The 23,496-nt window shown below is 34.2% G+C and carries 25 protein-coding genes and 1 other RNA gene; 3 read left to right on the forward strand and 23 right to left on the reverse strand.

Annotated features, from left to right (window positions below):
- Positions 1-100: 100 nt before the first annotated feature.
- From A1704_RS15395 to A1704_RS15435, 9 genes are all read right to left on the reverse strand, one after another.
- Positions 101-1,087, reverse strand: a complete 987-nt coding sequence (locus A1704_RS15395) for a phosphatase PAP2 family protein (protein WP_062674903.1) — start codon at positions 1,085-1,087, stop codon at positions 101-103.
- A gap of 401 nt (positions 1,088-1,488) precedes the next feature.
- Entirely contained in the window at positions 1,489-2,742 is a 1,254-nt protein-coding gene (locus A1704_RS15400; RefSeq protein WP_062674905.1) for a pyridoxal phosphate-dependent aminotransferase, read from the reverse strand.
- A gap of 22 nt (positions 2,743-2,764) precedes the next feature.
- A complete protein-coding gene (locus A1704_RS15405; protein ID WP_062674907.1) occupies positions 2,765-3,676 on the reverse strand; it encodes a hypothetical protein in 912 nt (303 codons plus the stop codon).
- A gap of 17 nt (positions 3,677-3,693) precedes the next feature.
- Positions 3,694-5,409 carry a phospho-sugar mutase gene (locus tag A1704_RS15410; RefSeq protein ID WP_062674909.1) on the reverse strand — a complete coding sequence of 572 codons (1,716 nt, stop codon included), beginning with the start codon at positions 5,407-5,409 and terminating at the stop codon, positions 3,694-3,696.
- 65 nt (positions 5,410-5,474) lie between these two features.
- The gene (locus tag A1704_RS15415; RefSeq protein WP_062674910.1) at positions 5,475-6,176 is read right to left on the reverse strand and encodes a GIN domain-containing protein; all 702 of its coding nucleotides are present in this window, start codon (positions 6,174-6,176) and stop codon (positions 5,475-5,477) included.
- 187 nt (positions 6,177-6,363) lie between these two features.
- Positions 6,364-6,753, reverse strand: a complete 390-nt coding sequence (locus A1704_RS15420) for a hypothetical protein (RefSeq protein ID WP_062674912.1) — start codon at positions 6,751-6,753, stop codon at positions 6,364-6,366.
- A gap of 113 nt (positions 6,754-6,866) precedes the next feature.
- On the reverse strand, positions 6,867-7,259 hold the full coding sequence (locus tag A1704_RS15425) for a hypothetical protein (RefSeq protein ID WP_062674914.1): 393 nt from the start codon (positions 7,257-7,259) through the stop codon (positions 6,867-6,869).
- Positions 7,259-8,209 (reverse strand): glycosyltransferase family 2 protein, encoded by a 951-nt coding sequence (locus A1704_RS15430; RefSeq protein ID WP_062674916.1) that lies wholly within the window; start codon positions 8,207-8,209, stop codon positions 7,259-7,261. The genes A1704_RS15425 and A1704_RS15430 overlap by 1 nt, the downstream gene beginning before the upstream one ends.
- A 17-nt stretch (positions 8,210-8,226) precedes the next feature.
- Positions 8,227-8,829, reverse strand: a complete 603-nt coding sequence (locus tag A1704_RS15435; RefSeq protein WP_062674918.1) for a DUF4199 domain-containing protein — start codon at positions 8,827-8,829, stop codon at positions 8,227-8,229.
- Positions 8,830-8,959: 130 nt separating this feature from the next.
- Here A1704_RS15435 and ffs point away from each other — a divergent pair.
- Positions 8,960-9,057: signal recognition particle sRNA small type (ffs, locus tag A1704_RS15440), an RNA gene on the forward strand.
- 117 nt (positions 9,058-9,174) lie between these two features.
- Here ffs and A1704_RS15445 read toward each other — a convergent pair.
- The 6 genes from A1704_RS15445 to gyrA all read right to left on the reverse strand — a co-directional run bounded on the left by A1704_RS15445 (position 9,175) and on the right by gyrA (position 16,244).
- On the reverse strand, positions 9,175-9,861 hold the full coding sequence (locus tag A1704_RS15445) for a metal-dependent hydrolase (protein ID WP_062674920.1): 687 nt from the start codon (positions 9,859-9,861) through the stop codon (positions 9,175-9,177).
- Positions 9,862-9,979: 118 nt separating this feature from the next.
- Positions 9,980-10,426 (reverse strand): SRPBCC family protein, encoded by a 447-nt coding sequence (locus tag A1704_RS15450; protein WP_062674922.1) that lies wholly within the window; start codon positions 10,424-10,426, stop codon positions 9,980-9,982.
- Between the two features lie 16 nt (positions 10,427-10,442).
- Positions 10,443-11,372, reverse strand: a complete 930-nt coding sequence (menA, locus tag A1704_RS15455; protein WP_062674924.1) for a 1,4-dihydroxy-2-naphthoate octaprenyltransferase — start codon at positions 11,370-11,372, stop codon at positions 10,443-10,445.
- A 72-nt stretch (positions 11,373-11,444) separates the two neighbouring features.
- The gene (locus A1704_RS15460) at positions 11,445-12,281 is read right to left on the reverse strand and encodes a 1,4-dihydroxy-2-naphthoyl-CoA synthase (protein ID WP_034697698.1); all 837 of its coding nucleotides are present in this window, start codon (positions 12,279-12,281) and stop codon (positions 11,445-11,447) included.
- A gap of 301 nt (positions 12,282-12,582) precedes the next feature.
- Entirely contained in the window at positions 12,583-13,614 is a 1,032-nt protein-coding gene (locus A1704_RS15465; RefSeq protein ID WP_062674927.1) for a tetratricopeptide repeat protein, read from the reverse strand.
- A gap of 29 nt (positions 13,615-13,643) precedes the next feature.
- Positions 13,644-16,244 (reverse strand): DNA gyrase subunit A, encoded by a 2,601-nt coding sequence (gene gyrA / locus A1704_RS15470; RefSeq protein ID WP_062674929.1) that lies wholly within the window; start codon positions 16,242-16,244, stop codon positions 13,644-13,646.
- A 150-nt stretch (positions 16,245-16,394) separates the two neighbouring features.
- On the opposite strand from gyrA, the gene A1704_RS15475 reads away from it, so the two are divergent.
- Positions 16,395-16,709 (forward strand): DUF4286 family protein, encoded by a 315-nt coding sequence (locus A1704_RS15475; protein WP_062674931.1) that lies wholly within the window; start codon positions 16,395-16,397, stop codon positions 16,707-16,709.
- 44 nt (positions 16,710-16,753) lie between these two features.
- Here the strand turns inward: A1704_RS15475 and A1704_RS15480 are convergent, their stop codons facing one another.
- From A1704_RS15480 to A1704_RS15495, 4 genes are all read right to left on the reverse strand, one after another.
- Positions 16,754-17,026 (reverse strand): hypothetical protein, encoded by a 273-nt coding sequence (locus tag A1704_RS15480; protein ID WP_238590628.1) that lies wholly within the window; start codon positions 17,024-17,026, stop codon positions 16,754-16,756.
- Between the two features lie 63 nt (positions 17,027-17,089).
- Positions 17,090-17,224, reverse strand: coding sequence for a quinol oxidase subunit 4 (locus tag A1704_RS15485; protein WP_394361450.1), 135 nt, complete (start codon positions 17,222-17,224; stop codon positions 17,090-17,092).
- A 288-nt stretch (positions 17,225-17,512) separates the two neighbouring features.
- Positions 17,513-18,004, reverse strand: a complete 492-nt coding sequence (locus A1704_RS15490) for a GNAT family N-acetyltransferase (RefSeq protein WP_062674935.1) — start codon at positions 18,002-18,004, stop codon at positions 17,513-17,515.
- Between the two features lie 5 nt (positions 18,005-18,009).
- Positions 18,010-18,522, reverse strand: a complete 513-nt coding sequence (locus tag A1704_RS15495) for a DUF421 domain-containing protein (protein ID WP_062674938.1) — start codon at positions 18,520-18,522, stop codon at positions 18,010-18,012.
- Between the two features lie 118 nt (positions 18,523-18,640).
- Between A1704_RS15495 and A1704_RS15500 the strand changes: the two genes are divergently transcribed.
- Positions 18,641-19,180 (forward strand): DUF3828 domain-containing protein, encoded by a 540-nt coding sequence (locus A1704_RS15500; RefSeq protein WP_062674940.1) that lies wholly within the window; start codon positions 18,641-18,643, stop codon positions 19,178-19,180.
- Positions 19,181-19,217: 37 nt separating this feature from the next.
- Here the strand turns inward: A1704_RS15500 and A1704_RS24070 are convergent, their stop codons facing one another.
- The 4 genes from A1704_RS24070 to A1704_RS15515 form a co-directional block, all read right to left on the reverse strand.
- The gene (locus tag A1704_RS24070; protein WP_082798797.1) at positions 19,218-19,352 is read right to left on the reverse strand and encodes a bacteriocin-like protein; all 135 of its coding nucleotides are present in this window, start codon (positions 19,350-19,352) and stop codon (positions 19,218-19,220) included.
- 114 nt (positions 19,353-19,466) lie between these two features.
- Positions 19,467-19,871, reverse strand: coding sequence for a hypothetical protein (locus tag A1704_RS15505; protein ID WP_062674942.1), 405 nt, complete (start codon positions 19,869-19,871; stop codon positions 19,467-19,469).
- Between the two features lie 181 nt (positions 19,872-20,052).
- Positions 20,053-21,186: a hypothetical protein gene (locus A1704_RS15510; RefSeq protein WP_062674944.1), complete on the reverse strand. Its 1,134-nt coding sequence runs from the start codon at positions 21,184-21,186 to the stop codon at positions 20,053-20,055.
- Positions 21,183-23,489 (reverse strand): hypothetical protein, encoded by a 2,307-nt coding sequence (locus A1704_RS15515; protein ID WP_062674946.1) that lies wholly within the window; start codon positions 23,487-23,489, stop codon positions 21,183-21,185. Before A1704_RS15515 ends, A1704_RS15510 begins: the two co-directional genes overlap by 4 nt.
- Between the last annotated feature and the right edge of the window lie 7 nt (positions 23,490-23,496).

A 23,496-nucleotide genomic window follows, 5' to 3' on the forward strand; every position in this document is an offset into this window, starting at 1 on the left:
TTCATCCCAACACTTATAAAAGTCCGGATACACCTTTTATCCTGAGACCAAATGTAGTGAAAAGTATCTTATTTCCTAAACAAAACAAAGATTTCAGAGGTTAAAAAGAGAGTTTTACGCCTACCATATTGTATTCCCATTGGCGGGATGCAGTGAAGTTGAGACTATATTTTGTCTTTCCGATTGTTCCTTCTGAAGAAGTGTATCTGCTTTTTGATATGGTTTTTCCTATAAAATATCCCATTAATAGGGCTAATGGATAGTCTGAGGCCCAGTGAACTTTACTTTGCATCATTTGAAAGCATAATGCTCCTGCCAGTGTATATCCTACAGGCTTGATCCATTTGGCATCCGGATAGTTATCTGCAATCACAGTGATTCCAGCCATGAAGGTGGTTAAATGTCCCGACGGCATGGCATCGTAATTCGAGGTATTTTTACTGAATGCGGAGAAACTGGGAAACGGATTCCATGCGCCTCCTTTGTGTCCGTATTCTTCGGCAATAAACGGGCTTTCTCTTCCTGTAATTCTTTTAAGGGTTTGGGTGAAAACTCCGGAAAGAATTAAACTTTCCATTAAACCACTGGCGGTAGCCTGGGCTCTGTAGTCATTTTTTATCAATCCATAGGTTCCGAAACCAATTCCTAATAATACTAATGTAGAGCCATTTCCTATAAGGTACAGTGCAGATCCGACATCTTTCGGAATTTTAAATACACCTCCCACTTTATGGTAGTTATTATCTTTATCCATTCCCCATTGTTCAGCCAGTTCTCTTGAATTATCAATCAGTTTCTGGTCAAATGGCAGGAGTATTAACGTAGCGGCAACAGCTCCTCCCAGATAATAAGCATGATCTTTGGCTACGAAATCTTTATTGGTATTGATAAAGTTTCTGGGTAATTTGGTTACAAAATCCAATAATTTAGGTTTCGGATAAGTGCGGACAGATCCGTCTTTTAAAGTGTAGGTTTGTACTTTGGGCAATTCGGTTTCCTTGGGAAGCTCTTTTACCTTCAGTGTATCAACCTCTTGTGAGCATACCAATATTGAAACTGGTAAGAGTAGAAATCTCAGTTTTTTCATCGTGTAATTTTCAACTTTTATATTCGGGTGTGTAAAAGTTTCAAAGATAATCCCTTGTTGAGTATCGTGCAAAGTTGTTGTTTAACTTTTAATATTTATTTAATTTTTTGATCAAAAAATACAGATTTCAATTCAAATATTTGATCAAAAAAATAATTCCATACATCCAGGAGATGTAGAGAAAAGAATAGAAAAAGCCGAATCCGAAACTTTTTAACATCATCCGTGTTGAAAAAAACACATATTTTGTTTCAAGAAAGGATTTCTGCGGAAGTTTCATGGTTTTATAGAATGTGTAAAAAACGCTTCGACTCTGCCCGGCATGACATTGCTAATACTAAAAGATATATTTTAACGATGTCATGCCGGGCAGAGTCGAAGCTTATAATTTTATTAGAAAATTACTTTAATTTGTTCAAAGCGTTTTCCAGTTTGGGAAGCATAACTTTGATCTCATCTACAGCTAATCCTCCTACAGAAGCACGGAACCAAGGTTCTGATTTTTCTTCTCCGAAAGCTGAGAATGGTACTAAAGCCACTCCTGCTTCATTAATTAGGTAGAATACCAGGTCTGAAGAATTTTCAAGTACAGTTCCGTCTGGTTTTGTTTTCCCTATATAATCTAATTTAATAGTAAGATAAAGAGCTCCCATTGGTTCAATACTGTCAACAGCCAGTCCTTTTCCTTTTAAATCCTGAACTCCGTTGTGAAGTACTTTTAAGCTGTTTTCAAGTTTAGCTTTAAAATCATTCACGAAAGTATCTACATTCTCTGAATTTTCATAGAATTTAGCCGTTGCTTCCTGCTCTGGTTTTGGAGCCCATGCTCCAACGTGAGTAAGAAGTGCCTTCATTTTATCAAGAATATGAGCAGGTCCGAATCCCCATCCTACACGTACTCCGGTTGCTGCAAGGCATTTTGAAATACCGTCGATATAGATGGTGTAATCTCTCATTTCCGGGAAAAGAGAAACAGGATCTACGTGCTCAGCACCGAATGTAAGGCAAGAGTAGATCTGGTCATACATTAAGTATAACGGTTTCTGATCTTCACCTCTTTTTTTGTTTTCAGCAATGACCAGTTCACAGATCTCAGAAAGTTGTTCTTTTGTAAACATGGTTCCTGTAGGGTTCAATGGAGAACACAAAGCTAATAAAACGGCTCCATCTAAGTGAGGTCTTAAATCATCAGCAGTCGGAAGGAAATTGGTTTCAGGTTTTGTTTTCACTTCTACAGCGTTGGCTGAAGTAAGATAAGCATAGTGATTGTTGTTCCATGATGGTGTAGGATAAACTACTTTATCTCCTTCGTCTACGATTGTTTTGTAAACGGCATAGATCAATGGTCTTGATCCTGCAGTAATCAGGATGTCTTCTGGAGAATAATCAAGATTCCATCTTTTTTTCAGGTCTTTGGAAACTTCTTTTCTTAAAGATAAAAGTCCGTTGGCAGGCGGATAGTTTGTCAGATTATTCTGATATGCTTTCTGAATCTCTTCCTTCAGCAATGCCGGAATAGGATAGATGTTAGAATTCAGATCACCAATAGTAAGATTGGCAATTTCCGCTCCTTTTGCTTTTAGATCATTTACTTCGTTACCAATTTTTACAATTTCAGAACCGATCAGGTTCGCTGCTAATTTTGAAACTTTCACTTTTTCTTATTTTAAATTTATATTATCGTTCTCCATGAATCTTCTCATCTATTTGATCTACCGGTGTTTGTGTATCAAAAAGAATCATAATCTCTTTTACTTTCTTGGCCGTATGGGAATTCGGATATTTTTTGATCATCCTGTTGAATTCCGCTCTGTTCTCATCGTTTAGTTTTCCGGTTCCTTTATCCTGGTCTCTTTCGTAGGTGGGCGTATTATCCATTCCTAAAAGATAATCGGACAAATAGTAATTATAGTCTTGTTTTACTGTCTTTATCAGCTTGCTTTCAGGATATTTATTCATGAAATTCTCCCAGAAAATCAATCTGTTGCCTAGTTGCTCCCAGCTGATTATTAATCCAGCATCTGCGGCATAATTGGTTTGACTTTCTTTATCTGTTTGTGAAACATAAGCTTCATAATCCGGAGTCAGTTTATTTTTAAAAAGAGAAGAATAATATCCCGGAATGGTCCATATTTCGGTCATTCCTTCTCCTACTTCTCTGAATTCAAGACCTGCTTTATTCAGTTCTGAAGCTATTTTTTTAACGTTATCCGGAAAATTGTACTGATCCTTCTCATAGTTATAATAATTCACATATTTATCCAGAACATCAGTATGAAGACTCATCAGACATTCGGTATACTTTCCTCTTATTTTTAAATAATCTTCGTATACTTGGTCATTCTGTTCCGGCCTGTTTCCAGCCATCTCTTTTTCAATTTTGGTGCGATACCACTGAAGAGATGTGATATAATCTTCCGTTTTGTTAGCCGATGAACAAGCTGTGTCTATGGGTTTATACTGATCTTCTTTGGATTCAGTTTTGGTAATCGAATCGTTTACCTGTTTTACTTCTGAAACTGCAGTTTCCTTTTTACAGGAAACTACGGCTGCAGAAAGTATGTATATTGCTATAATTCTTTTTATCATCTGCTGTTTTCAGCGCATTAATCCAGTTTAAGATCTGTTTTAACGGCTCCTATTTTAGCTTCCAATGATTTTAATTTGTCTCTGAAATCTGCTTCTGAAGTAATCGAATCCTTCACTGAAACATAGAACTTGATTTTTGGCTCTGTTCCTGAAGGTCTTACACATACTTTTGTTCCATCCTGTGTGTAATAGATCAAAACGTTAGACTTCGGAATATCATTCATCACTTTTTTCTCATTCGTAGAAATGGTAAGACTTGTCTGCTCTTTAAAGTCTTTCACTTCTTCCACTAATGAACCAGCCAGTTCCTTTGGAGGATTTTCACGGAAATCTTTCATCATATTCTGAATTTCTTCAGCTCCTTCTTTCCCTTTTCTAACGATATTGATTAATCCTTCATAATACATTCCAAGATCCTCATAGATCTCAATCATGTACTGATACATTGTTTTTCCGTTGGCTTTGCACCAAGCTGCAATTTCGCAGGCTAGAAGAATACTTCCGCAAGAGTCTTTATCACGAACGAAGTCTCCGGTCATAAATCCGAAACTTTCCTCACCACCACATACAAATTTCTGAGTTCCTTCTGCTTCACGGATCATTTTTCCAATCCATTTGAATCCAGTAAGACCTACTTTGCATTCTACACCGAATTTCTGTGCAATATCAAAGAAGATATCGGAAGTTACGATGGTAGAACCAATGAACTCTTTTCCGGTAATTTTCCCTTGTTTTCTCCACTCATTCAGAATGTAATACGTAAGGATGGTATTGGTTTGGTTTCCGTTCAATAATTGCATTTCACCATCAAGATTTCTTACGGCGATTCCTAATCTGTCCCCATCCGGGTCTGTTCCGATCACGATATCTGCATTGGTAATTCTTGCCAGATCCATTGCCATTTCCAATGCTGCAGGCTCTTCCGGGTTTGGAGACTCTACTGTTGGGAAATTTCCGCTTGGGATCATCTGTTCTCTTACAAGATCTACTTTTTTGAAACCTGCTTTTTCAAGGGCTTTGGGAACAGTTGTATAGGTTGTTCCATGGATAGAGGTAAAAACAATATTTAAATTTTCTTTTCCAACGTTCTGATACGTAGAGTTTTCAATACATGCATCGATATACACATCGTCCTGCTCCTCTCCGATCCATTCGATCAGATCATCATTTCCGTTGAATTTAATTTCTTCAAATTTCACAGAATACACTTCATTGATAATGGCTTCATCATTAGGCGGAACAATCTGTGCGCCGTCATTCCAGTATACTTTGTAACCGTTGTATTCTGGTGGGTTGTGAGAAGCCGTTAATACGATTCCTCCGTTACATTTTTTATCACGTACCGTGAAAGACAATTCAGGAGTCGGTCTGGGATCTTTGAAAAGTAAAACTTTAATTCCGTTGGCTGTTAAAACATCTGCTACCAGTTTTCCGAATTCTTTTGAGTTATTACGAACATCATAAGCGATAGCCACTTTAATCTCTTCTCCTTTGAACTGCTGAAGCATATAATTAGCCAATCCTTGAGTCGCTTGTCCTAATGTATATTTATTCAAGCGATTGGTTCCTACTCCCATTATCCCACGCATACCTCCTGTTCCGAATTCCAGTTCTCTGTAGAAAGAATCTTCCAGATCAGGGGAATTGCTGTCGATCAACGTCTGTACAGCATCTCTTGTTTCTTTATCGAAGGTATCACTTAACCAAAGTTTCGCTTTTTCTAGTGTATTCATATTTGTAATGTTGTTCTTTTATAATTTGTAAAGTTCCTAGTTTCTAGTTTAAATAATGCTGTTTTTTAATCCAGCTTTTTGTTTTCGACTTTCGTTGTTTTATCAATTTTAAACGCTCTGATGGGATCGTTATAATAGACAAATTTTGCTGTGTTCTGAATATGTCCTTTTAAAGAATCTTTTACATTTACTTCTGCATAATTACCGTTTTTAGAATCAATATTCAGATTGGTGATTTTCCAGTAAGGTGCAATTAAACTTGCTGTATCTGAAATCTTTATCACTGCATCTTTAGATAATCCCAAAAAGTTGGCGCGGCTCCTGTTATGCATTTCCACTTCTGCTCTTCTTGTGTTTACAGATCCCATGAAGCTTGCATTATTTTTCATGTTAAGTCTGAAATTATCTGTTTTGATTTCGCTTGAAATATTCACTTCCACAGAATCTGAAACAGCTACTTTTTCAAGATTATATTTTGAATAGATCGTTACATTATAAAAATCGACTCCTTTTGTTCCTCTTTTTTCTTTAATGAAAAGGGTTTTATCTTTTACATCCACATCCAGATTGCTTGCTACATTTGGATAGGTTTCTATTTCTACAAAATTTTTCGGACCTCTGGCATAAAATACACGGAATTTTCCTTCCAGATCAAGGTTAACGAATTCCGAAACATCCACATCTTTCTTTTCAATATTCCCTTTTGGAGAAACTTTTCCGCAGGAAACTACTGCCATCAGCATCAATGTGTATACAACTTTTTTCATATTTAATTTTAAATATTCTATATTATAATCGCAACGATCTTTACTGAAAATCTCTGAAAGCTTTTCTCAGGCCTCACGGGACTTTCAATATTATTTTGAACAAAAATAGGATTAAAATTTCTAAAAAACTTTGTCTTTTGACAATAAAATACCTGATAGTTTTCAATTTTTTGCTTTTCAGAAGAGCCTATTTCTTATTCTCAATTCTTTTTACTTTTTTATAAAACCATGTTTTAGGACTGCCAGCCATTGAAAATAAAAGAAGATAATTTTTACTTACACTGGAGATTTTCATTGTGGTTATATTTTCATCGTCATTATACTTCATTTTCAATAGATTATTTTCTATCTGATAAATTCCATTGTTTCCCATTGAACTGAAAGTTTTATCCTGATAAAAGGTCAGAACTCCTGTTCCATATCTGGAATTGTTTGTTTTATTTTTCAACGTATCCGTATTAGAAATTTCTCCATCATAAATATCAATAAACTCCCAAGAACCGGAAAGTTTATTTGATGAACATGAGACTGCGAAAAGTAAAGGAAAGTAAAAAAGAATAGATTTGATTTTAAACATCCGGATTAAAAGTTTTTATAAAATTACAAAAAGCACTCTGCTGACAGAGTGCTTTTCGTTATATTTATTCTTAAATCTGTAAGAATTGATGATTTATTACAGCTCTTCTATGTTTAACTATTTTCAACAGAAGCACCATAAATGATTAAAGTCAAAAGGATTGCAACAATCGCGGCTCCAATAATTAAGGGTTTCCATATTGCTTTTTTCGGATACTTTTCTTCATCTGGAAAATATTTCGGCATAAAATAATAGGAAAGCAAACTTCCCCCTCCAAGGCCGCAAATATAAGCAAGTGAACTTTTGGGCTCTTCCGGAATATTGACAATAACTCCTGTGATAATTGTTAAAAGAACCGAAATTGCCAGTACGGTGTATGCTTCTTTCTTTTTGTTGACCTCTATTAAATTCTGGTATAACAAAACACCTCCGAAAAGTGCGGAAAGAAAAATAGAAAATCCTAAAATGGCTTTCTTAGAATAAATTTTCGGCAGCTTTTCTTCCATTATATCACTTCATCAATATTATAATTCTTATGCTCACGGTTGGTTCTGATGATCATTTCTCCTAAGAATCCTGCCACAAACAGCAAGCTTCCCATAATCATCATGGTTAATGCGATAAAGAACCATGGATTATTGGTGATTAAGTGTCCGTAGATTCCTCTTGCTACATCAATCAGTTTAGAAATTCCTAACCAAAGTGCTGAAAGAAAACCAACAATAAACATTAAAGTACCCACAGCTCCGAAGAAATGCATTGGTCTTCCTCCGAAACGGCTTACAAACCAAAGCGTTATCAAATCCAGAAATCCTCTGATAAATCTCTCAGTTCCGAATTTTGAAGTTCCGTAAGGTCTTGCCTGATGCTGTACTTCTTTTTCCGTGATTCTTCTGAAACCTGCATTGGCAGCCAATACCGGAATATAACGATGCATATCTCCGTAAACATCCACAGATTTTACCACCTGTTTTTTGTAGGCTTTCAAACCACAGTTGAAGTCGTGAAGATAAACTCCTGAAACTTTTCTAGCCGCTGCATTGAATAATTTTGACGGAATATTTTTCGTCATCACATTATCAAAACGCTTCTTTTTCCAACCGGAAACGATATCATAATTGTCATGAATCACCATATTATACAATTCCGGAATTTCTTCTGGAAAATCCTGTAAATCAGCATCCATGGTAATCACTACATCACCGTTTGTTCTTTCAAAAGCGGCATGAAGTGCCTGTGATTTTCCATAATTTCTGGAAAATTTAATAGCGTGAATCTGAGGATACTGAACTTTCATATTCTCAATAATACTCCACGACAAATCCGTACTTCCATCGTCTACAAACCAGATCTCATAAGATAAATTGCTGGTTGTGCATACTTTGTCGATTCTTGAAAAAAGCTCTTCCAGAGAGTCTTCTTCGTTCAGTAACGGAATAACTATAGATAAATTCATTTAAATTTTAATAAGAATTAGGCTTGATTTGTTTCTTCGGGTTGATGTATCGTTCTTGTTCTGAAAAACGCTCCGAAAAATACCGACAAAACTACGTAAAATATAAGAATTGCCGCAAAATATCCTGAAAAATGACTTGCGGTAAGCATATCTTTTCCTTTAACCGCCTCTGGCGTGAAGCTTTGCAATCTTTCTTTGTATTTCTGATCCAGCTCATCAATATCTTTCTGATGCTTCAGAATTTTTCTTGCTGAAGTATATTCTGTATCCAGTTCTGATTTTTGTCTTTGAACATATTGATAGTTCAACAGGCTTTTAGCTGCAGGATCTACAAAAGTTAAAAAAGCATAAATACTAAAAATAGAAAGAATTCCTCCGATGAACATCGGAACGAATGCTCTTTTGAAAGCATCTTTAAATTTCACCACTCTATGGTTGTTCCAGTAAGATTTTACAGACCAGAAAGCAGCTCCGGCATATAAAAGAGGCAAAACAAAAGCATTGGCTTTCAAAGAGATATCAAAATAATTGATTCCTGAGAAAAAAGTATATACTACAAAAAAAACGATCATTGTAGCGATAAAAAGTATAATTCCTAGTGTTGATGGACTTTTCGTCATATTTAAATTTTTAAAAAAAGTTGAAAATTTTTCCCTCTAAATGTCAGGCGTTTAGCTTTACCACTGCATTTTTTCAACTAATTTTCTTTGATAAAGTTTTGAAGTTTATAAAATATTCCTACCTTTGCAACGGCAAGTCCTAAACAACCAGCTCCTGAGAATCCTCCAGGGTGGGAACGCAGCAAAGGTAATCGGTCGTAGCGGTGTGATTTAGGTAGCTTGCCATTTTTTTTTGATTTAAAGTAAGAAGAGAGGTAATTTGATAATTATCTTTTTTTGTTTTTAATACCTTACGCATCATTTTCATTTTTCCAATTTTCAGATTACCTCCGGTTCGGTTATTGATTAAAATTCGAAAGTCTCACCTAATTTTGGTAAAACCAATTCTACATTTTTATCTTCGAAATGCTTTAATGCACTTTCATGATTAATTTCGATGGCAGGAAAAGTATCAAAGTGACATCCGATTACTTTCGGTGTTTTTAATAGCTCTGCTGCTGCAAAAGAAGCTTTTCTAGGGCACATAGTGTAGTGGCTTCCGATCGGAAGGATAGAAAGGTCGATGTTTCCGTATAATCTCGGGAACAGCTCCATATCAGCCATTACTCCTGTATCACCTGCCAGATAGATGTTCTTACCTTCAGGAAGCCTGAAAATATACCCTACAGGAACGCCTCCATAGCTTCCATCCGGGAAAGAACTTGTATGATGAGCCGGAACCATGGAAATTTTAAGATCGTCGATTTTTGCCGATCCTCCTAAGTTCACATCGTCTTTATTTTTTGCTTGCTGAAAGTAACCGCATACTTCTGGAACCCCAATGATGGTAGCTTCCGGATAATGCTGTAACACTTCTGCCACATCAGCAATATGATCACCATGTGCATGGGTCAGCAGGATGTAGTCGATTTTTTGAGCAGCAATATCAAAACCTGATTCTGCTTTTTTGTAGTTGTAAAAAGGGTCACTCAGAATTGTTTTGTCCTTGTAGGTGAACAGGAAACAATTTTGTCCTAAGAATTGTATTTTCATTTTAAATTTAATTTCAATTATTATTAAACACAAATGACTCAAATCATTTCACAAAGAACACCATGAGATTAGTGACATTTGTGAAAGCATTCGTGCCATCTGTGTTTTCTTTAATTTGTTATTTTGATGGGAATTTATCCTCAATCAATCTTAAATTAATCCCATGTTCCAGATAAGCTTTACATCCATCTAAAACTGTCGTAAAACCTCCTGTATTGTCATTAATTACTTTTAGCAGATCTTCACCCGTTTGGCTGAATCCATAGCTTTTAATGATCACTAAGGTTCCTTTTTCCATGGTTTTGAATTCATAATCTACGTTCGTTGAAGGCTCTCCCCACTCTGTTCTGATGAGCTGGTTTGGAATGATCTGAAGAACCTTCACTTCGGATTTCACGCCATACATTTCCCATTCCCAGATAATGGTTTTACCTTCTTCCAATTTTCCGGTGGATTTGGTAAACCAGAAATGAGTGGTTAGTTCCGGATTGATGAATGCTTCAAAAACATCTTCAATCGGTTTTCTGATAAGCATTTGAGCTTCAACATAGACATTAGAACTCATGATATACTATTTTGGATTAGTTAAATAAATTAAGTCCAGCTGCTGTAAGAATAGCCATTACAAAAGTCATGATTCCTACCTGTTTTAAGTACTGGTCTAATTCTTTTGGTTCTTTCACCGACATGATGTTTCTTCTCAGCTTGGCTAATGGGAATAACAGGATCATTACAATAAACACATAGTAGTTTTGCTGCTGTATAAACCCGTTTACTCCTAAAAAGATAAGGATAAGCACCAATGGTAACTGTAACAGGATCATTTCATAGATCATTGCATTTTTGAATCCGATTCTCAATGCAAAGCTATTTTTTCCAGATAATCTGTCACTTTCTATATCTCTCATATTATTCAGGTTAAGAACAGCCATACTCATCATTCCAACCGCTGTTCCGGGTAATAATATATCCCAGCTGAAAGTTTTTGTAAATAAGAAATAGCTTCCACATACAGAAACCAATCCAAAAAAGATAAACACGAAGATATCTCCCAAGCCCATATAACCATATGGTTTTTTACCTACTGTATATCCAATTGCTGCAAGAATACATGCTACTCCCAATCCTATGAAGATATAGAATTCATTCATATAGTTTGGAATGAAGGCTACGTATAGCAAAGCAATAGTGGCAATGAAAGATAATGCTGCGAAAAGGATTACCGCATTCTTCATTTGTTTTGCAGTAATTTTCCCCGATGCGACAGCTCTTGCTTCTGCTTCATTGATTCTTTTAGCGTCGGTTCCTTTTACTCCATCCCCATAATCATTGGCATAATTTGATAAAATCTGGTATAAAAGTGTAACCAAAAGAGCAAGCGCAAGGATTTTCCAGTCCCAGATTCCTCCTTCTCCGTAAAGTCTCCATTTTGCAATGAAAGCCCCCATAATAATCCCGCTTAGAGAAAGCGGTAAAGTTCTTAGCCTTGCGGCTTTTATCCAATCAGTCATATAATTATAATTGATAAGCGATAATTGATAAATGATACATGAATCATCATCTATCAATTATCAGTTATATTTTTAGGATATCCATTGATCTTCTCCGAAGTTAGGTTTTCTTTTTTCAAGAAAGGCATTTCTTCCTTCCTGAGCTTCTTCTGTCATATACGCAAGACGGGTTGCTTCTCCTGCGAAAACCTGCTGCCCTACCATCCCATCGTCTGTAAGGTTCATGGCAAATTTCAGCATTCTGATAGAAGTTGGAGATTTAGCCAATATTTCCTGAGCCCATTCATAAGCAGTATCTTCTAATTCTGCATGAGGAACTACTTTATTGACCATTCCCATTTCGAAAGCTTCCTGAGCGGAATAATTTCTTCCTAAAAAGAAAATTTCACGGGCTTTTTTCTGTCCTACCATTTTAGCAAGATAAGCAGAACCGTAACCACCATCAAAACTGGTAACATCAGCATCTGTCTGCTTAAAAATAGCATGTTCTTCACTTGCTAAAGTAAGGTCACATACTACGTGAAGAGAGTGTCCTCCACCAACTGCCCATCCCGGAACCACCGCGATCACTACTTTCGGCATGAAACGGATCAGACGCTGAACCTCAAGAATATTCAGACGGTGTCTTCCATCTTCTCCTACATATCCCTGATGTCCTCTGGCTTTTTGATCACCTCCACTACAAAATGCCCAGCCACCATCTTTAGGGCTAGGTCCTTCTCCTGAAAGCAATACAACCCCTATGGAAGGATCTTCATAGGCATCATAAAAAGCATCGTATAATTCTGAAGTTGTTTTAGGTCTGAAGGCATTACGCACCTCAGGTCTGTTGAAAGCAATTCTTGCTACTCCGTTAGATTTTTTATAGGTAATATCTTCGTATTCCTTGGCGGTTTTCCACTCGATCATCTTATAAAAATTTTTCTCAAAGATACGGAATTACAGAGAAATTCTCAGGTTGAAATTTAAGGTTCATCAGTATAAAAACCAGAAATTTTGAATGCATGAATTCGGCATGAAGAATTTTCAACAGAAACTACACAGCGGGGTCGAATAAATTAAACCTGTTAGGCTTATAAGTCATAACAGATCTATAAACTCCTGAAAAAAAAAATTCAGGATAAGGAGCTCAGTCAACACTTTCTGCTTACAATAGAAAAAACCGGAACATTTCTGTTCCGGTTTTCATATCTGTTATTGTAAAAAATGATTACTTTGCAGCTGCGCTTAGCTCAGCTTCTTTAGCTTTCATTTCTTTAACTTTATCCAGGTTTTTAGTTACTACATAGATTTCTTTTAGTGCAGTAACAGCTTCAATATTTTTTGGTGCTACTTTATACCATCCTTCTGCAAATGGCAGTGCTTTAGCAAATCTTTCTCTTCTTGCATCAATTAATTTAGAAGCCTCGTCTGGCTTATCTTTTCTCAATGCATTAATATCTGCCACTACTTTAGAGTCATCACCAATTGTAGTATAAACCAAATTTTGGTAAGCATCAGCAAAATCAGGCTTTAATTCAATTGCTTTCTTGAATGCTTCTAAAGCATCTGCAACTGTTTCAGGTTTTTTGCTCTGCATTACCCCTAAATTAAACCAGCTTACTGCATCATTTGGATTTTTAGCCAATTGTTCTTTCAATCCTGCAACAAATTTTTCAGTGTTTCCTGACTGAAGATATGCTGTAGTTTGAGCTTCTTTAAGCTTAGCATTGTTCGGGAATTTAGCTAATCCCTTATCAATAACTACAAGTGCCTCGTTTGCTTTTTTAGCATTCAGAAGTAATGAAACTAGGGTTTCATACAAATCAGTCTCTATACTCTTAGATTGTTCAGTTTTGAAGTCAGTATAGTCTGAATTTTTCTTCATCACCTCCCAAGTTGCTTTATCAAAGTTCACAACCTGGCCACTTTTCTTTTCTTTTGCAGTATATGTAGTTTCCACACCTGTAAATCCTGAATTCACGAGGTCTGTATATATTTTGATAGACTGCTCACTGTTATTAGCTAACGCGTGGCTAAGTCCTGCATAATACATATATATTTTATTGTCCTGACCGCTGGATTTTAATAAGTCATAAACTTCAATAAACTTAGGTGCTGCTGCTGCATAATTTTTTGCATCATACGCAGCCATAGCTGCTTTATTGGCTTCCTGAAGCTTTGCATTCAGGGCATTTGCATCTTTCTGTGCGAAAACAAAAGCAGACGCCACGATAGCCATTCCTAAAATTAGTTTCTTCATAATAACTATTCTATATTTAATTGTACAATTTATTCTTCAGAATCAGAATTCTCATTCTCCTCTGCCGGGTTTTCATCTCCAGCCTGAGGTGTTACATTGTCATTTTCCTGGTTATCAAATAGCGATCCTACAACTCCTTCTTCTGTTTCTCCAAATTCTTCAGAATCTTCTTCTACATCTTTATCCATTTCTACTTTTGCAATGGCTGCAATTTCGTCATTTTTCTTAAGGTTGATCAGTTTTACTCCCTGAGTATTTCTACCCATTACTCTCATTTCATCCATTCCCATTCTAATCGCAACACCGGATTTGTTAATAATCATCAATCCGTCTTCGTCCGTTACATTTTGAATAGCGATAAGGTTTCCTGTTTTTTCAGTAATGTTAAGGGTAATAACTCCTTTTCCTCCTCTGTTGGTAATTCGGTAGTCTTCTACTGCAGTTCTCTTTCCGTATCCTTTCTCAGATACTACAAGTACTGTTTCATTCTCTACATCGTTCACAACAATCATACCAATAGCTTCGTCACCATCTTCAAGCAAGATACCTCTTACTCCGATAGACCCTCTACCTACTTCTCTTACTTTCTCCTCAGGGAAACGGATACATTTACCATTCTTAGTAGCAATCATAATCTGAGATGTTCCATTGGTAAGATAAGCTCCTAATAACTGGTCGTTATCTCTGATCTCGATAGCATTTACTCCATTTACTCTTGGTCTTGAATACGCTTCCAATGATGTTTTCTTGATTGTACCGTTTTTGGTTACCATCACAACACTCATTTGATTTACATATTCAGAATCCTTAAGGTTGTTCGTTCTGATATAGGCTTTAATCTTATCATCCGGTTCAATGTTGATAAGGTTTTGTACAGCTCTTCCTTTTGCTGTTTTGGAACCTTCAGGAATTTCAAATACTCTTAGCCAATAACATCTTCCTTTTTCTGTAAAGAATAACATGTACTGGTGGTTAGTTGCAGAAACAATATACTCAAGGAAGTCAGAATCTCTTGTCGTTGCTGCTTTATTACCTACACCACCTCTACTTTGAATTTTATATTCTGAAAGCGAAGTTCTCTTGATGTATCCTGCATGAGAGATCGTAAGAACTACAGATTCATTCGGGATAATATCTTCGATAGACATTTCTCCTCCCGAATAATCAATTTCAGTTCTTCTTTCGTCTCCGTATTTTTCTTTGATTTCGATCAGTTCATCTTTGATGATCTGGAATCTTCTTGGCTCATTAGCTAAGATGTCTTCCAAATTAGCAATTTCTTTCATGATCGCATCGTATTCATCACGGATCTTATCAAGCTCCATTCCTGTAAGACGAGCCAATCTAAGATCCAGAATTGCCTGAGCCTGAATGTCTGAAAGTTCAAACGCCTCAATCAAGCCTTCTTTCGCAGCCTGAGGGTTGGCACTGTGACGGATAATAGAAATTGCTCTGTCTAAAGCATCCTGGGTTCCGATCACTTTCATGAATCCTTCAAGGATATGAGCTCTTTCCTTTGCTTTTTTAAGCTCAAACTGAGTTCTTCTTACGATTACTTCATGTCTGTGCTCTACAAAGTGATGGATGATATCTTTAAGGTTCAGCTGCTCTGGTCTTCCGTGTACCAATGCAATATTGTTTACACTGAAAGATGTCTGAAGTGCTGTATATTTATATAATAGGTTAAGAACGACATTCGGTATTGCATCGTTTTTCAATTCATATACAATACGAAGTCCTTTTCTATCCGACTCATCTCTGATTTCGTGGATTCCCGGGATTTTTTCGTCTTTAACAAGCTCTGCTGTTCTGGCGATCATTTCCGCTTTGTTTACCTGATAAGGGATTTCGGTAACAATAATCGCGTTTCTGTTTCCGATTTCATCAAAGTTCACTTTAGCTCTTAAAACTACTCTACCTCTTCCTGTATGGAAAGCATCTCTTACTCCGTCATATCCATAGATGATACCACCTGTAGGGAAATCCGGTGCAATGATGTGCTGCATCAGTTCGTCAATCGTAATTTCTTTATTATCGATATAAGCACAGATTGCATCTACAGATTCTGAAAGGTTATGAGGCGCCATATTCGTTGCCATACCTACGGCGATACCTGAAGTACCATTTACCAAAAGATTCGGAATTTTAGTAGGCATTACGGTCGGTTCCTGTAAACTGTCGTCGAAGTTATTCTGAAAATCAACTGTTTCTTTGTCCAGGTCTGAAAGAACCTCATCAGAGATTTTTTTCAATCTTGCCTCGGTATAACGCATTGCTGCAGGCGGGTCACCATCCATAGAACCGAAGTTACCCTGTCCGTCTACCTGAGGATAACGTAAGCTCCAATCCTGTGCCATTCTTACCATAGCGTCGTATACAGAGGAATCTCCGTGTGGGTGATATTTACCTAATACATCCCCAACAATTCTCGCAGATTTTAAATATTTTCTGTTAGAAAACACCCCTAATCCATACATACCATAAAGTACTCTTCTATGAACGGGTTTCAAGCCGTCTCTTACATCCGGTAACGCTCTTGAAACGATAACGGACATCGAATAATCGATATAAGACGACTTCATTTCATCAACAATGTTGATAGGAATCAGTCTTTCTCCTTCTTTTTGCATAAACAAATTTTATTGTAATGATATTCAAACTCTTAGCTGTAAGTCTGAAAATTATTTATTTCCAATTTTTATTAACGGGCTAATTTACGAAAAAAATGCCGATTTTTGCCGTAGAATTTATCCAAAAAAATCTTAAAAATTCATAAAAATATGAGCGTATTAAGTATAACTTTCCACTGCACGAAAGATAACCTGGAAGAATGGGAAAATTATATTGATGAAACACTGGTTTTAATGACTGAAAACCTGATGGATGTCAACAAATATATTCTTTCTGAGGTACACAGTGACTTTATCGAGGAAGGCAAAAATTATAATCTCCTGTTAATTTTTGATAATGATGAACTGAGGGAAGATTTTATTAAAAGTGAACTTTTAAATATTTCTGAAAGAATTGAGAAAAAGTTCGGACAGGAAGTAATGGTTTTCAACACTTTCCTTAATCCGAAAAAATCCAGATTATAATAGATCATAAAAAAGCACTGAAAAAATTCAGTGCTTTTCTTTTTTTATCTGTGATGTCCATGACCGCGGCCTTTGTGATGATGACCACGATCGTCATAAATATACACTTTCTTTACCTGGCCGGGTGCATAGTACCTTGCACTTCCGCCATAATACCTTTTGGCATGCCCGGGTGGCATTCTTCTTCCATGATGCTCATGTACCACGCAAGAGGACAGCATTAAAACAACCACTGCTACCCCAGCAATTTTCAACATACTTTTCATTATTTTCACTTTTTCAATTTCGATAGCGAAATATATCAAGGTTAATGCCAAAAGAAATTGAAATTAAGCTAATATATGTTAAAACTGACTGCTAATTTTTATTTTCTGCACTTCCTAGTAGCCGCTTCTTTTTTTTACCTGCCCGGGAGCATAGTCTTTTGCACTTCCTCCAAACACTTTTTTAGCCTGTCCTGGCGGAACTGTTTTCACCCGGCGTCCATTGTCATGCACCACACATGATGATAACATTAACGCTACGATAAGAACTCCTGTGATTTTAATCAAATTTTTCATTATTTCTATTTTTCAACTTTATGTAATATAACAATGGTAGTGCCAAAGGTTAAAAAAGTTAAAGTTAGAGGATTAAGGTTGAATTTCAATGATTATTGTCAATGGTCAATTTTGCTTCGCAGGTCAATGGTGAATTTTGTTATGGAGAATCATATGCTTACCAAACAAAATCATCAATTATCAATTATCAATCATCAATTATCAATCATCAATTATAAATTATAAATTATAAATTATAGCTCTCTAGACGATTTCACTTCTTTTTTCCATCAGGATAATATCTTTCCACTCTCCGTTGAGTTTTCCGATTTTTTTACGGACGCCTACGATTCTGAAACCGTTTTTCTGATGAAATTTGATAGAAGTTTCATTTTCGGAGAAGATATTGGTCTGTAATGTCCAGAATCCGTGATCCTCGCTATCCAAAATCAATTTTTTAAGCAATACGGAACCCAATCCCTTTCCCTGATATTCGTTATCAAAATAAATGCTTACCTCTGCAACTCCTTTATAGCATTCTCTTTTGCTGACCGGTTTTAAGGCACACCATCCCACAACTTCATTATTTTCATTTTCCAGTACCCAGCGGCAGTCGTTAAAATAGCCCATGCTCCAGGCTTCAGCAGTTGGAACTTCTGTTTCAAAAGTGGAAATCCCACCGTCTATTCCCTGGCGGAAAATTTCAAGAACCCTGGCTTCGTCATTGGGAAGCATTTCTCTTAACTCGTAATTCATCGTATTTAGTGGTATTTTCTTTTGATTTTTCTTTTAATTCTTGAATAGTGTGTCTGCTTGCTTTTTTCATCCTGAGAAACAACACTGATATTTCCATCCACTTCCAGAACGGAAAGCTTTACATTGTTTATGTTTTCAATTCCGTGTTCTCTTATCGCTTCTTCCAATTCGCTTTCTGTAATCTTTACCCGATTCAGGGCTGCCTGATCGGCAATTCCATCCCTGATCAGAATAACCGGCTCATCTTCCATAAAAGTCTGAAAGGAACGGCTGGAAAACATGAGTCTCTTCAGAATGAAATTAGCAACAAACAAAACCAATGCCGCCACGATTCCTCCCTGAAGAGAGGTATCAGGACCTACCATGGCATTCTGAACAGCATTTGAAATTAACAACAATAATACAACATCTCCTGCATTGAGCTGGGAAAGCTGATTTTTGCCGAATAAACGGATAGCAATTACCATGAAAAGGTAAACGCAGAGGGAACGGACAGCAACATTAAGAATTGGATCCACAATTTTTTTTTATCTACTCAAATGTATTGATTTTTTGATTCTTAAGAAATATTTTATAGGCAAATTTTGGTATACATTTTGAGCCTGGAATTCTGATAAATACCACAAAATTATACCAATGAAAAAATTATTTCTCTGTTTAGGAATATTCCTGTTCTTTGTATCCTGCAAAAAGAATGAGTCTCAACCTACTCAGTCTTCAGAAACAGCCATTATTGAAAAAGTTAATGAACTGTATACTCGATACGGTAAATCCAACGAGGCTATTTACAACCAGCCGATTACGGATACTTTATTTTCTCAGGACTTAAAAAAAGTTTTAGACGAGGCCATCAATGCATCAAAGGCTGATATTAAAAAGGTAAAAAAGAGTGATCATCCTGATGAGAAACCTTTAATATTCGAAGGTGCTATTTTTTCCAGTCTGTATGAAGGATTTACAGATTATAAAATCAAGTCTGTTAAGATACAGGATAAAACTGCTGAAGCATTGGTGGCCTTCGAATATAATGCGGCTTCCCCCAAAGAAACCTGGATGGACACCGTGCATATGATCAATACAGAGAAAGGATGGAGAATAGATAATGTTACTTTTGATACAATAGGGAATTCTAAAGATCTTAAAGCAAGATTAACAGAGTTTGTTCAGAGTACATAACAATAGAAAAGCCGCTTTTTGTAAGCGGCTTTATTTTTTACGGACATTGAACGATTGGAATATCGCTGCAGATTACTTTATTTGCCCACTCGCAAAACGTACAGTATTTTACAGGCTCTCCTCCGTTCACTGACTTCAACTCTGATTTTGTCAGCTTTTTTAAATTTTTCATATAGTTTTAATTTTATGGTAGCCCAAAATTAAAATCTTATGCTATATTGTTTATTACAACTTAATCTGATAAGTTTTCATTATTCACATATTATTGAATAATATGCTATGAATACTATCTGCTGTGGATCTCTACTGTCACTGGCATTACGTAAGTATAGGCAACCATATTATCAGTTAGTTTTTTGCGGTCTACCCTATAGTCAAGATCGCTTAACACTGTTTCAATTTCCTTACTAACGGTTTTACAGTCACCACTGGAATGAACATTAACGATTTTTCCGTTTTTTGCAATATCAAATTTCACCACAGAGTTTACGGTTCCCTGTTTGTAATCAGGATTGGTAAGATCAAAATTAGCTTCTAATTTATTTCTGATATCATTAAATGTTTCACTCCTGTTCAACTGAATTTCCTGAATGGTATTATGATCTGTAGTTTGAGCTTTAGCAGTGTTCAAAACAGCAGCAAATCCGCAAACGAAAAGTGAAGCCATCAATATTTGAATTCTATTTTTCATAACTAACTGGTTTTAAATATTATACTAACCTATTTTTGTATCTCTTAACCAAAGTTATTAAAAATAATTCATATTAATTTTACATTCAGTTAACATTGAGTTAACATTAAAATTTAATTAACTGATTATCAGCTTAATAAATTTTAAAAATAATTGAAAATTTAATATTGGAAATTGATAATTAAATAATCCTTAGTTGTTTAGCAATGTCTTTTTTATATTTTTCAAACGGTTCATAAGTTAATTCTTTTTCAAAAATATTATCTCCAAATATATGTCTCATAAACATTCCTCTATTTATTGGAATATGATTTCTTTTGAAGAGTTTTAGTATTTCTTCAATTTGACTATTAGAATACTTTTTCCTTTTTTGTATCAAATCAGATGCTATATCTTTATGCCATTCATACCTTCCCTTCAATTGAAACATCTCGATGAAATTATCAATATCAGTATGTCTATTTATATTTTTAATTTTCACCTCAATATCTTCTAAGTGATTTATATTACTGATATCTTTTTTCAAATTCAATTTAAAATTGAGATATTCATCTAATTTAAAGTCTTCTGATGATGGAGATATACTATTTATAAACTTCAAATCAACAAAATCCTTTTCGCCTTTAAATTTAGAATTGCACGGGCTACAAGATGGAACTAAATTATAAATAGATAATGAGAGATAAACATGGTTCTTTTTGGAAAGTACATGATCTAGAGTAAAGTGATTTTTAGATGTTTCTAGCTTATTTATCTCTTTCAAATTAATTTTACTAATTGTATTGATTGTTACACCTTTTATTTTTATTAATTCATCAGTTTTACAATTAGGATTTTTATAAATAAAATCATAAATTTTTAATCCTGTTTTTTTGCCAAGTAATTTTTTCCATTCTTGTTCTGTTGCACTGTGAAAAAAATCTTCGAGAGTTTCATATATTATAAATTGATTAAATACATTGATATAATTAATATTACAATAATGACAAGTTTTTAAAAAAAAATTATTTTCAATTATGAAATCAGCAATTGTTCTTTGAAAGCTATTATATAAATAGTCATCACCTTTCTTGAAATAAGAGTTCAATAATGTTAAATCAAATCCAATTTCATCTATTTTAATTGCTAAATCAAGCAATTCAGAAAATTTTGCGGTAACTAATTTTTCTAAACTCCATTTATCATCAATTTTTTTAAGTTCTGTATTAATTCCACTTTCATTTATTATTTTTTTATTTATAATTGCCAAATAATAATCATTAATAAATTTTTTTTCAGAATCTAAATCTTTGTAGGGATAAATTACTTTTCTCATCTATTATTTTTTAATTCATTTATCTTTCTCATTAATTCATCTATTTCAAGCAATCTTGTATGTTCAGATTTAGGATTAAATTTTAAAGATAGATCCATTAAATTTTCTTTTAGTAATTCTTGAATATATTCCTCTCCTATAATATTTACTAACGATATATATTTTTCTTTCTTAGAATTATATACTAATTTCATGTTATCAAACTTAGAACTATCTATTGTTATTTCATCCCATTTTTTATAATCCTCTAAAAATTCATTTATTTTTGATAATGCAAAATCCCCTTTTGTATCAGTGAGAAAAAAGCCATCGGTAAGTAATTCGTGAATGTTTTCTGCAAACGTATTATTATTTTTAGGGATTATAGGAATTGATTTTTTAGTTTTTTCATCAATCTCTAAAAATAACACATTTTGTTTTGGTATATCTGACAATATAAATGGAGAATGGGTTATAAAAATAATATTTAAATTATGTTTATAAATAGTATTATAGACCGCATTTATACTATCTAATAAATCTTTTAAAAATTTTCTTTGATATTCTGGGTGAGCATATAGTTCAATTTCATCAAAAACAATATTTATATTTTCGTAGGAAATTAATTCATAACTCTCATCCACTCCATGGTGAGACTGGGTGTGAGTAGATTTTACAGACTTCAAGTTTCTTAAATGATAAATTACCGCATGAATGCTGAATATTTTTTGCTTTTCTCCAGAACTAAAATTATTAAAATTATTATTAGTTATCTTATTTTCAAAGTAATATTCAACATTAAAAAAAGATGGTAAAGATTCTCGAATAGAAAAATCATCAGGTAAAATTTCTCGTAAACTTTTATCTTCTATAACATCATCAAGGAATTTAGCATATGCATTTCGAATTTTCTTTACAAAATAATCAATCTTAATCAACTTTATTTTTCCATTACTTTTTAAAATATCATGTTTATTTAAGTACAAATAATTTATAAAAAACAATGCTTGCCTTAATTTATCAGTATTATGACTTATATCGCTTGATAAACTTTGAATATATTCTTTAAATAAAGAAATATCAACTATTTTAAAAGGATATATTTCTTTACCATCAATAATTACATATTTTTTTTCTTCAAAACATTTTTCATAATTATGGTAAATTGGGTAATGTGTTATTTTCCTTAATTTATTCAGGATATAATCAAGTGTAAAAAAATAAAACTCATTATTCTGATCAAGTTTTGGTTCTTTTACTCCAAAAAATTCATCAAGTAATATTTTTAAAAACTGCTCTTTTTCTTCAGTAGTATTGTCTATTCTTAAATCTCTTTTATTTTTTTCATCCCAAATGAGCTTTTTAGAGTTGAGTGCTACAGTTATATAAGATACAATCTTATTTTCAGAAATTTTTCTTAATTTTTCTTCTTGCAAAATATTAATAAAGAATCTTGCTCTAGCTAAATCTTTCTCAATATTTATATTGATATTCCCTTCATTACGATATGGGTTAATTACAATTGGTAATTGATAACCATCATTTTTATGAAAAACTCCTTTCAACCATTCTCCCATCTCCAGATTATTAAATCCATAATGAGAATAATTACTAATCATAGAATAAAAGAAATCTTTAAAAAAGCTAATTTCTTTTTGAGGAAGCTTTAAAACACCATACTTTTTACTTTTTACTATATCTCCCAGATTTGAAACATCAACATCTTTATTTACTTTACTGAATAATTTTCTAAAACTACCAACATAATCTGAAAAAAAAATATCCTTCCCTTTTAAAACAATTTTTCTTATATTCTCACTCTTAGTACCATCATCATTTTGTAAATAAGGATTAGTATGTCTAAAATATATTTCTACATTAATATTTTTAAGATCCTGTAATAAACTTTCTTTGTATTTCTTTATGCTATTATTAAATTTAATCTTGCTCTTTTCATCTTCTCCTTTTTCATACAGCATATGGGGATTAATAAAATTTTTATCTATTTTTAAGGATACTTTCACAATAGAAGCAACTAATAATTCAATTAAAGCACTTTTACCACTACCATTTCTCCCAACAATAGCAGATACGTTTATTTTTGTAATAACATCTTCGTTTTTTTGATAGAAGAAGTCTTCTATTAATGTTTCTTCTAATTTAATTTCAGTTATTTCTTTTAAATCATTTCCAATTAACTCAATTTCATTCGAACAAAATTTATAATCATTATAAAATTTATAAATTCTTCCCTCCTCTAAATTCTTAAGAAATTTCGGATTACAACCTTTCATAGGCCTAATCGCTAAAAGTTTAAAGCTCATGTATTAT

It is taken from the genome of Chryseobacterium cucumeris, assembly GCF_001593385.1.
GTDB classification, from domain to species: Bacteria; Bacteroidota; Bacteroidia; order Flavobacteriales; family Weeksellaceae; genus Chryseobacterium; species Chryseobacterium cucumeris.

Bases quoted from the DNA above. Each gene is read 5' to 3' on its own strand.
- A1704_RS15395 (WP_062674903.1), bottom strand. From the start codon at position 1,087: ATGAAAAAACTGAGATTTCTACTCTTACCAGTTTCAATATTGGTATGC.
- A1704_RS15405 (WP_062674907.1), bottom strand. From the start codon at position 3,676: ATGATAAAAAGAATTATAGCAATATACATACTTTCTGCAGCCGTAGTT.
- A1704_RS15410 (WP_062674909.1), bottom strand. From the start codon at position 5,409: ATGAATACACTAGAAAAAGCGAAACTTTGGTTAAGTGATACCTTCGAT.
- A1704_RS15415 (WP_062674910.1), bottom strand. From the start codon at position 6,176: ATGAAAAAAGTTGTATACACATTGATGCTGATGGCAGTAGTTTCCTGC.
- A1704_RS15420 (WP_062674912.1), bottom strand. From the start codon at position 6,753: ATGTTTAAAATCAAATCTATTCTTTTTTACTTTCCTTTACTTTTCGCA.
- A1704_RS15425 (WP_062674914.1), bottom strand. From the start codon at position 7,259: ATGGAAGAAAAGCTGCCGAAAATTTATTCTAAGAAAGCCATTTTAGGA.
- A1704_RS15430 (WP_062674916.1), bottom strand. From the start codon at position 8,209: ATGAATTTATCTATAGTTATTCCGTTACTGAACGAAGAAGACTCTCTG.
- A1704_RS15435 (WP_062674918.1), bottom strand. From the start codon at position 8,829: ATGACGAAAAGTCCATCAACACTAGGAATTATACTTTTTATCGCTACA.
- A1704_RS15445 (WP_062674920.1), bottom strand. From the start codon at position 9,861: ATGAAAATACAATTCTTAGGACAAAATTGTTTCCTGTTCACCTACAAG.
- A1704_RS15450 (WP_062674922.1), bottom strand. From the start codon at position 10,426: ATGAGTTCTAATGTCTATGTTGAAGCTCAAATGCTTATCAGAAAACCG.
- menA (WP_062674924.1), bottom strand. From the start codon at position 11,372: ATGACTGATTGGATAAAAGCCGCAAGGCTAAGAACTTTACCGCTTTCT.
- A1704_RS15460 (WP_034697698.1), bottom strand. From the start codon at position 12,281: ATGATCGAGTGGAAAACCGCCAAGGAATACGAAGATATTACCTATAAA.
- A1704_RS15465 (WP_062674927.1), bottom strand. From the start codon at position 13,614: ATGAAGAAACTAATTTTAGGAATGGCTATCGTGGCGTCTGCTTTTGTT.
- gyrA (WP_062674929.1), bottom strand. From the start codon at position 16,244: ATGCAAAAAGAAGGAGAAAGACTGATTCCTATCAACATTGTTGATGAA.
- A1704_RS15475 (WP_062674931.1), top strand. From the start codon at position 16,395: ATGAGCGTATTAAGTATAACTTTCCACTGCACGAAAGATAACCTGGAA.
- A1704_RS15485 (WP_394361450.1), bottom strand. From the start codon at position 17,224: ATGTTATCATCATGTGTGGTGCATGACAATGGACGCCGGGTGAAAACA.
- A1704_RS15490 (WP_062674935.1), bottom strand. From the start codon at position 18,004: ATGAATTACGAGTTAAGAGAAATGCTTCCCAATGACGAAGCCAGGGTT.
- A1704_RS15500 (WP_062674940.1), top strand. From the start codon at position 18,641: ATGAAAAAATTATTTCTCTGTTTAGGAATATTCCTGTTCTTTGTATCC.
- A1704_RS24070 (WP_082798797.1), bottom strand. From the start codon at position 19,352: ATGAAAAATTTAAAAAAGCTGACAAAATCAGAGTTGAAGTCAGTGAAC.
- A1704_RS15505 (WP_062674942.1), bottom strand. From the start codon at position 19,871: ATGAAAAATAGAATTCAAATATTGATGGCTTCACTTTTCGTTTGCGGA.
- A1704_RS15510 (WP_062674944.1), bottom strand. From the start codon at position 21,186: ATGAGAAAAGTAATTTATCCCTACAAAGATTTAGATTCTGAAAAAAAA.
- A1704_RS15515 (WP_062674946.1), bottom strand. From the start codon at position 23,489: ATGAGCTTTAAACTTTTAGCGATTAGGCCTATGAAAGGTTGTAATCCG.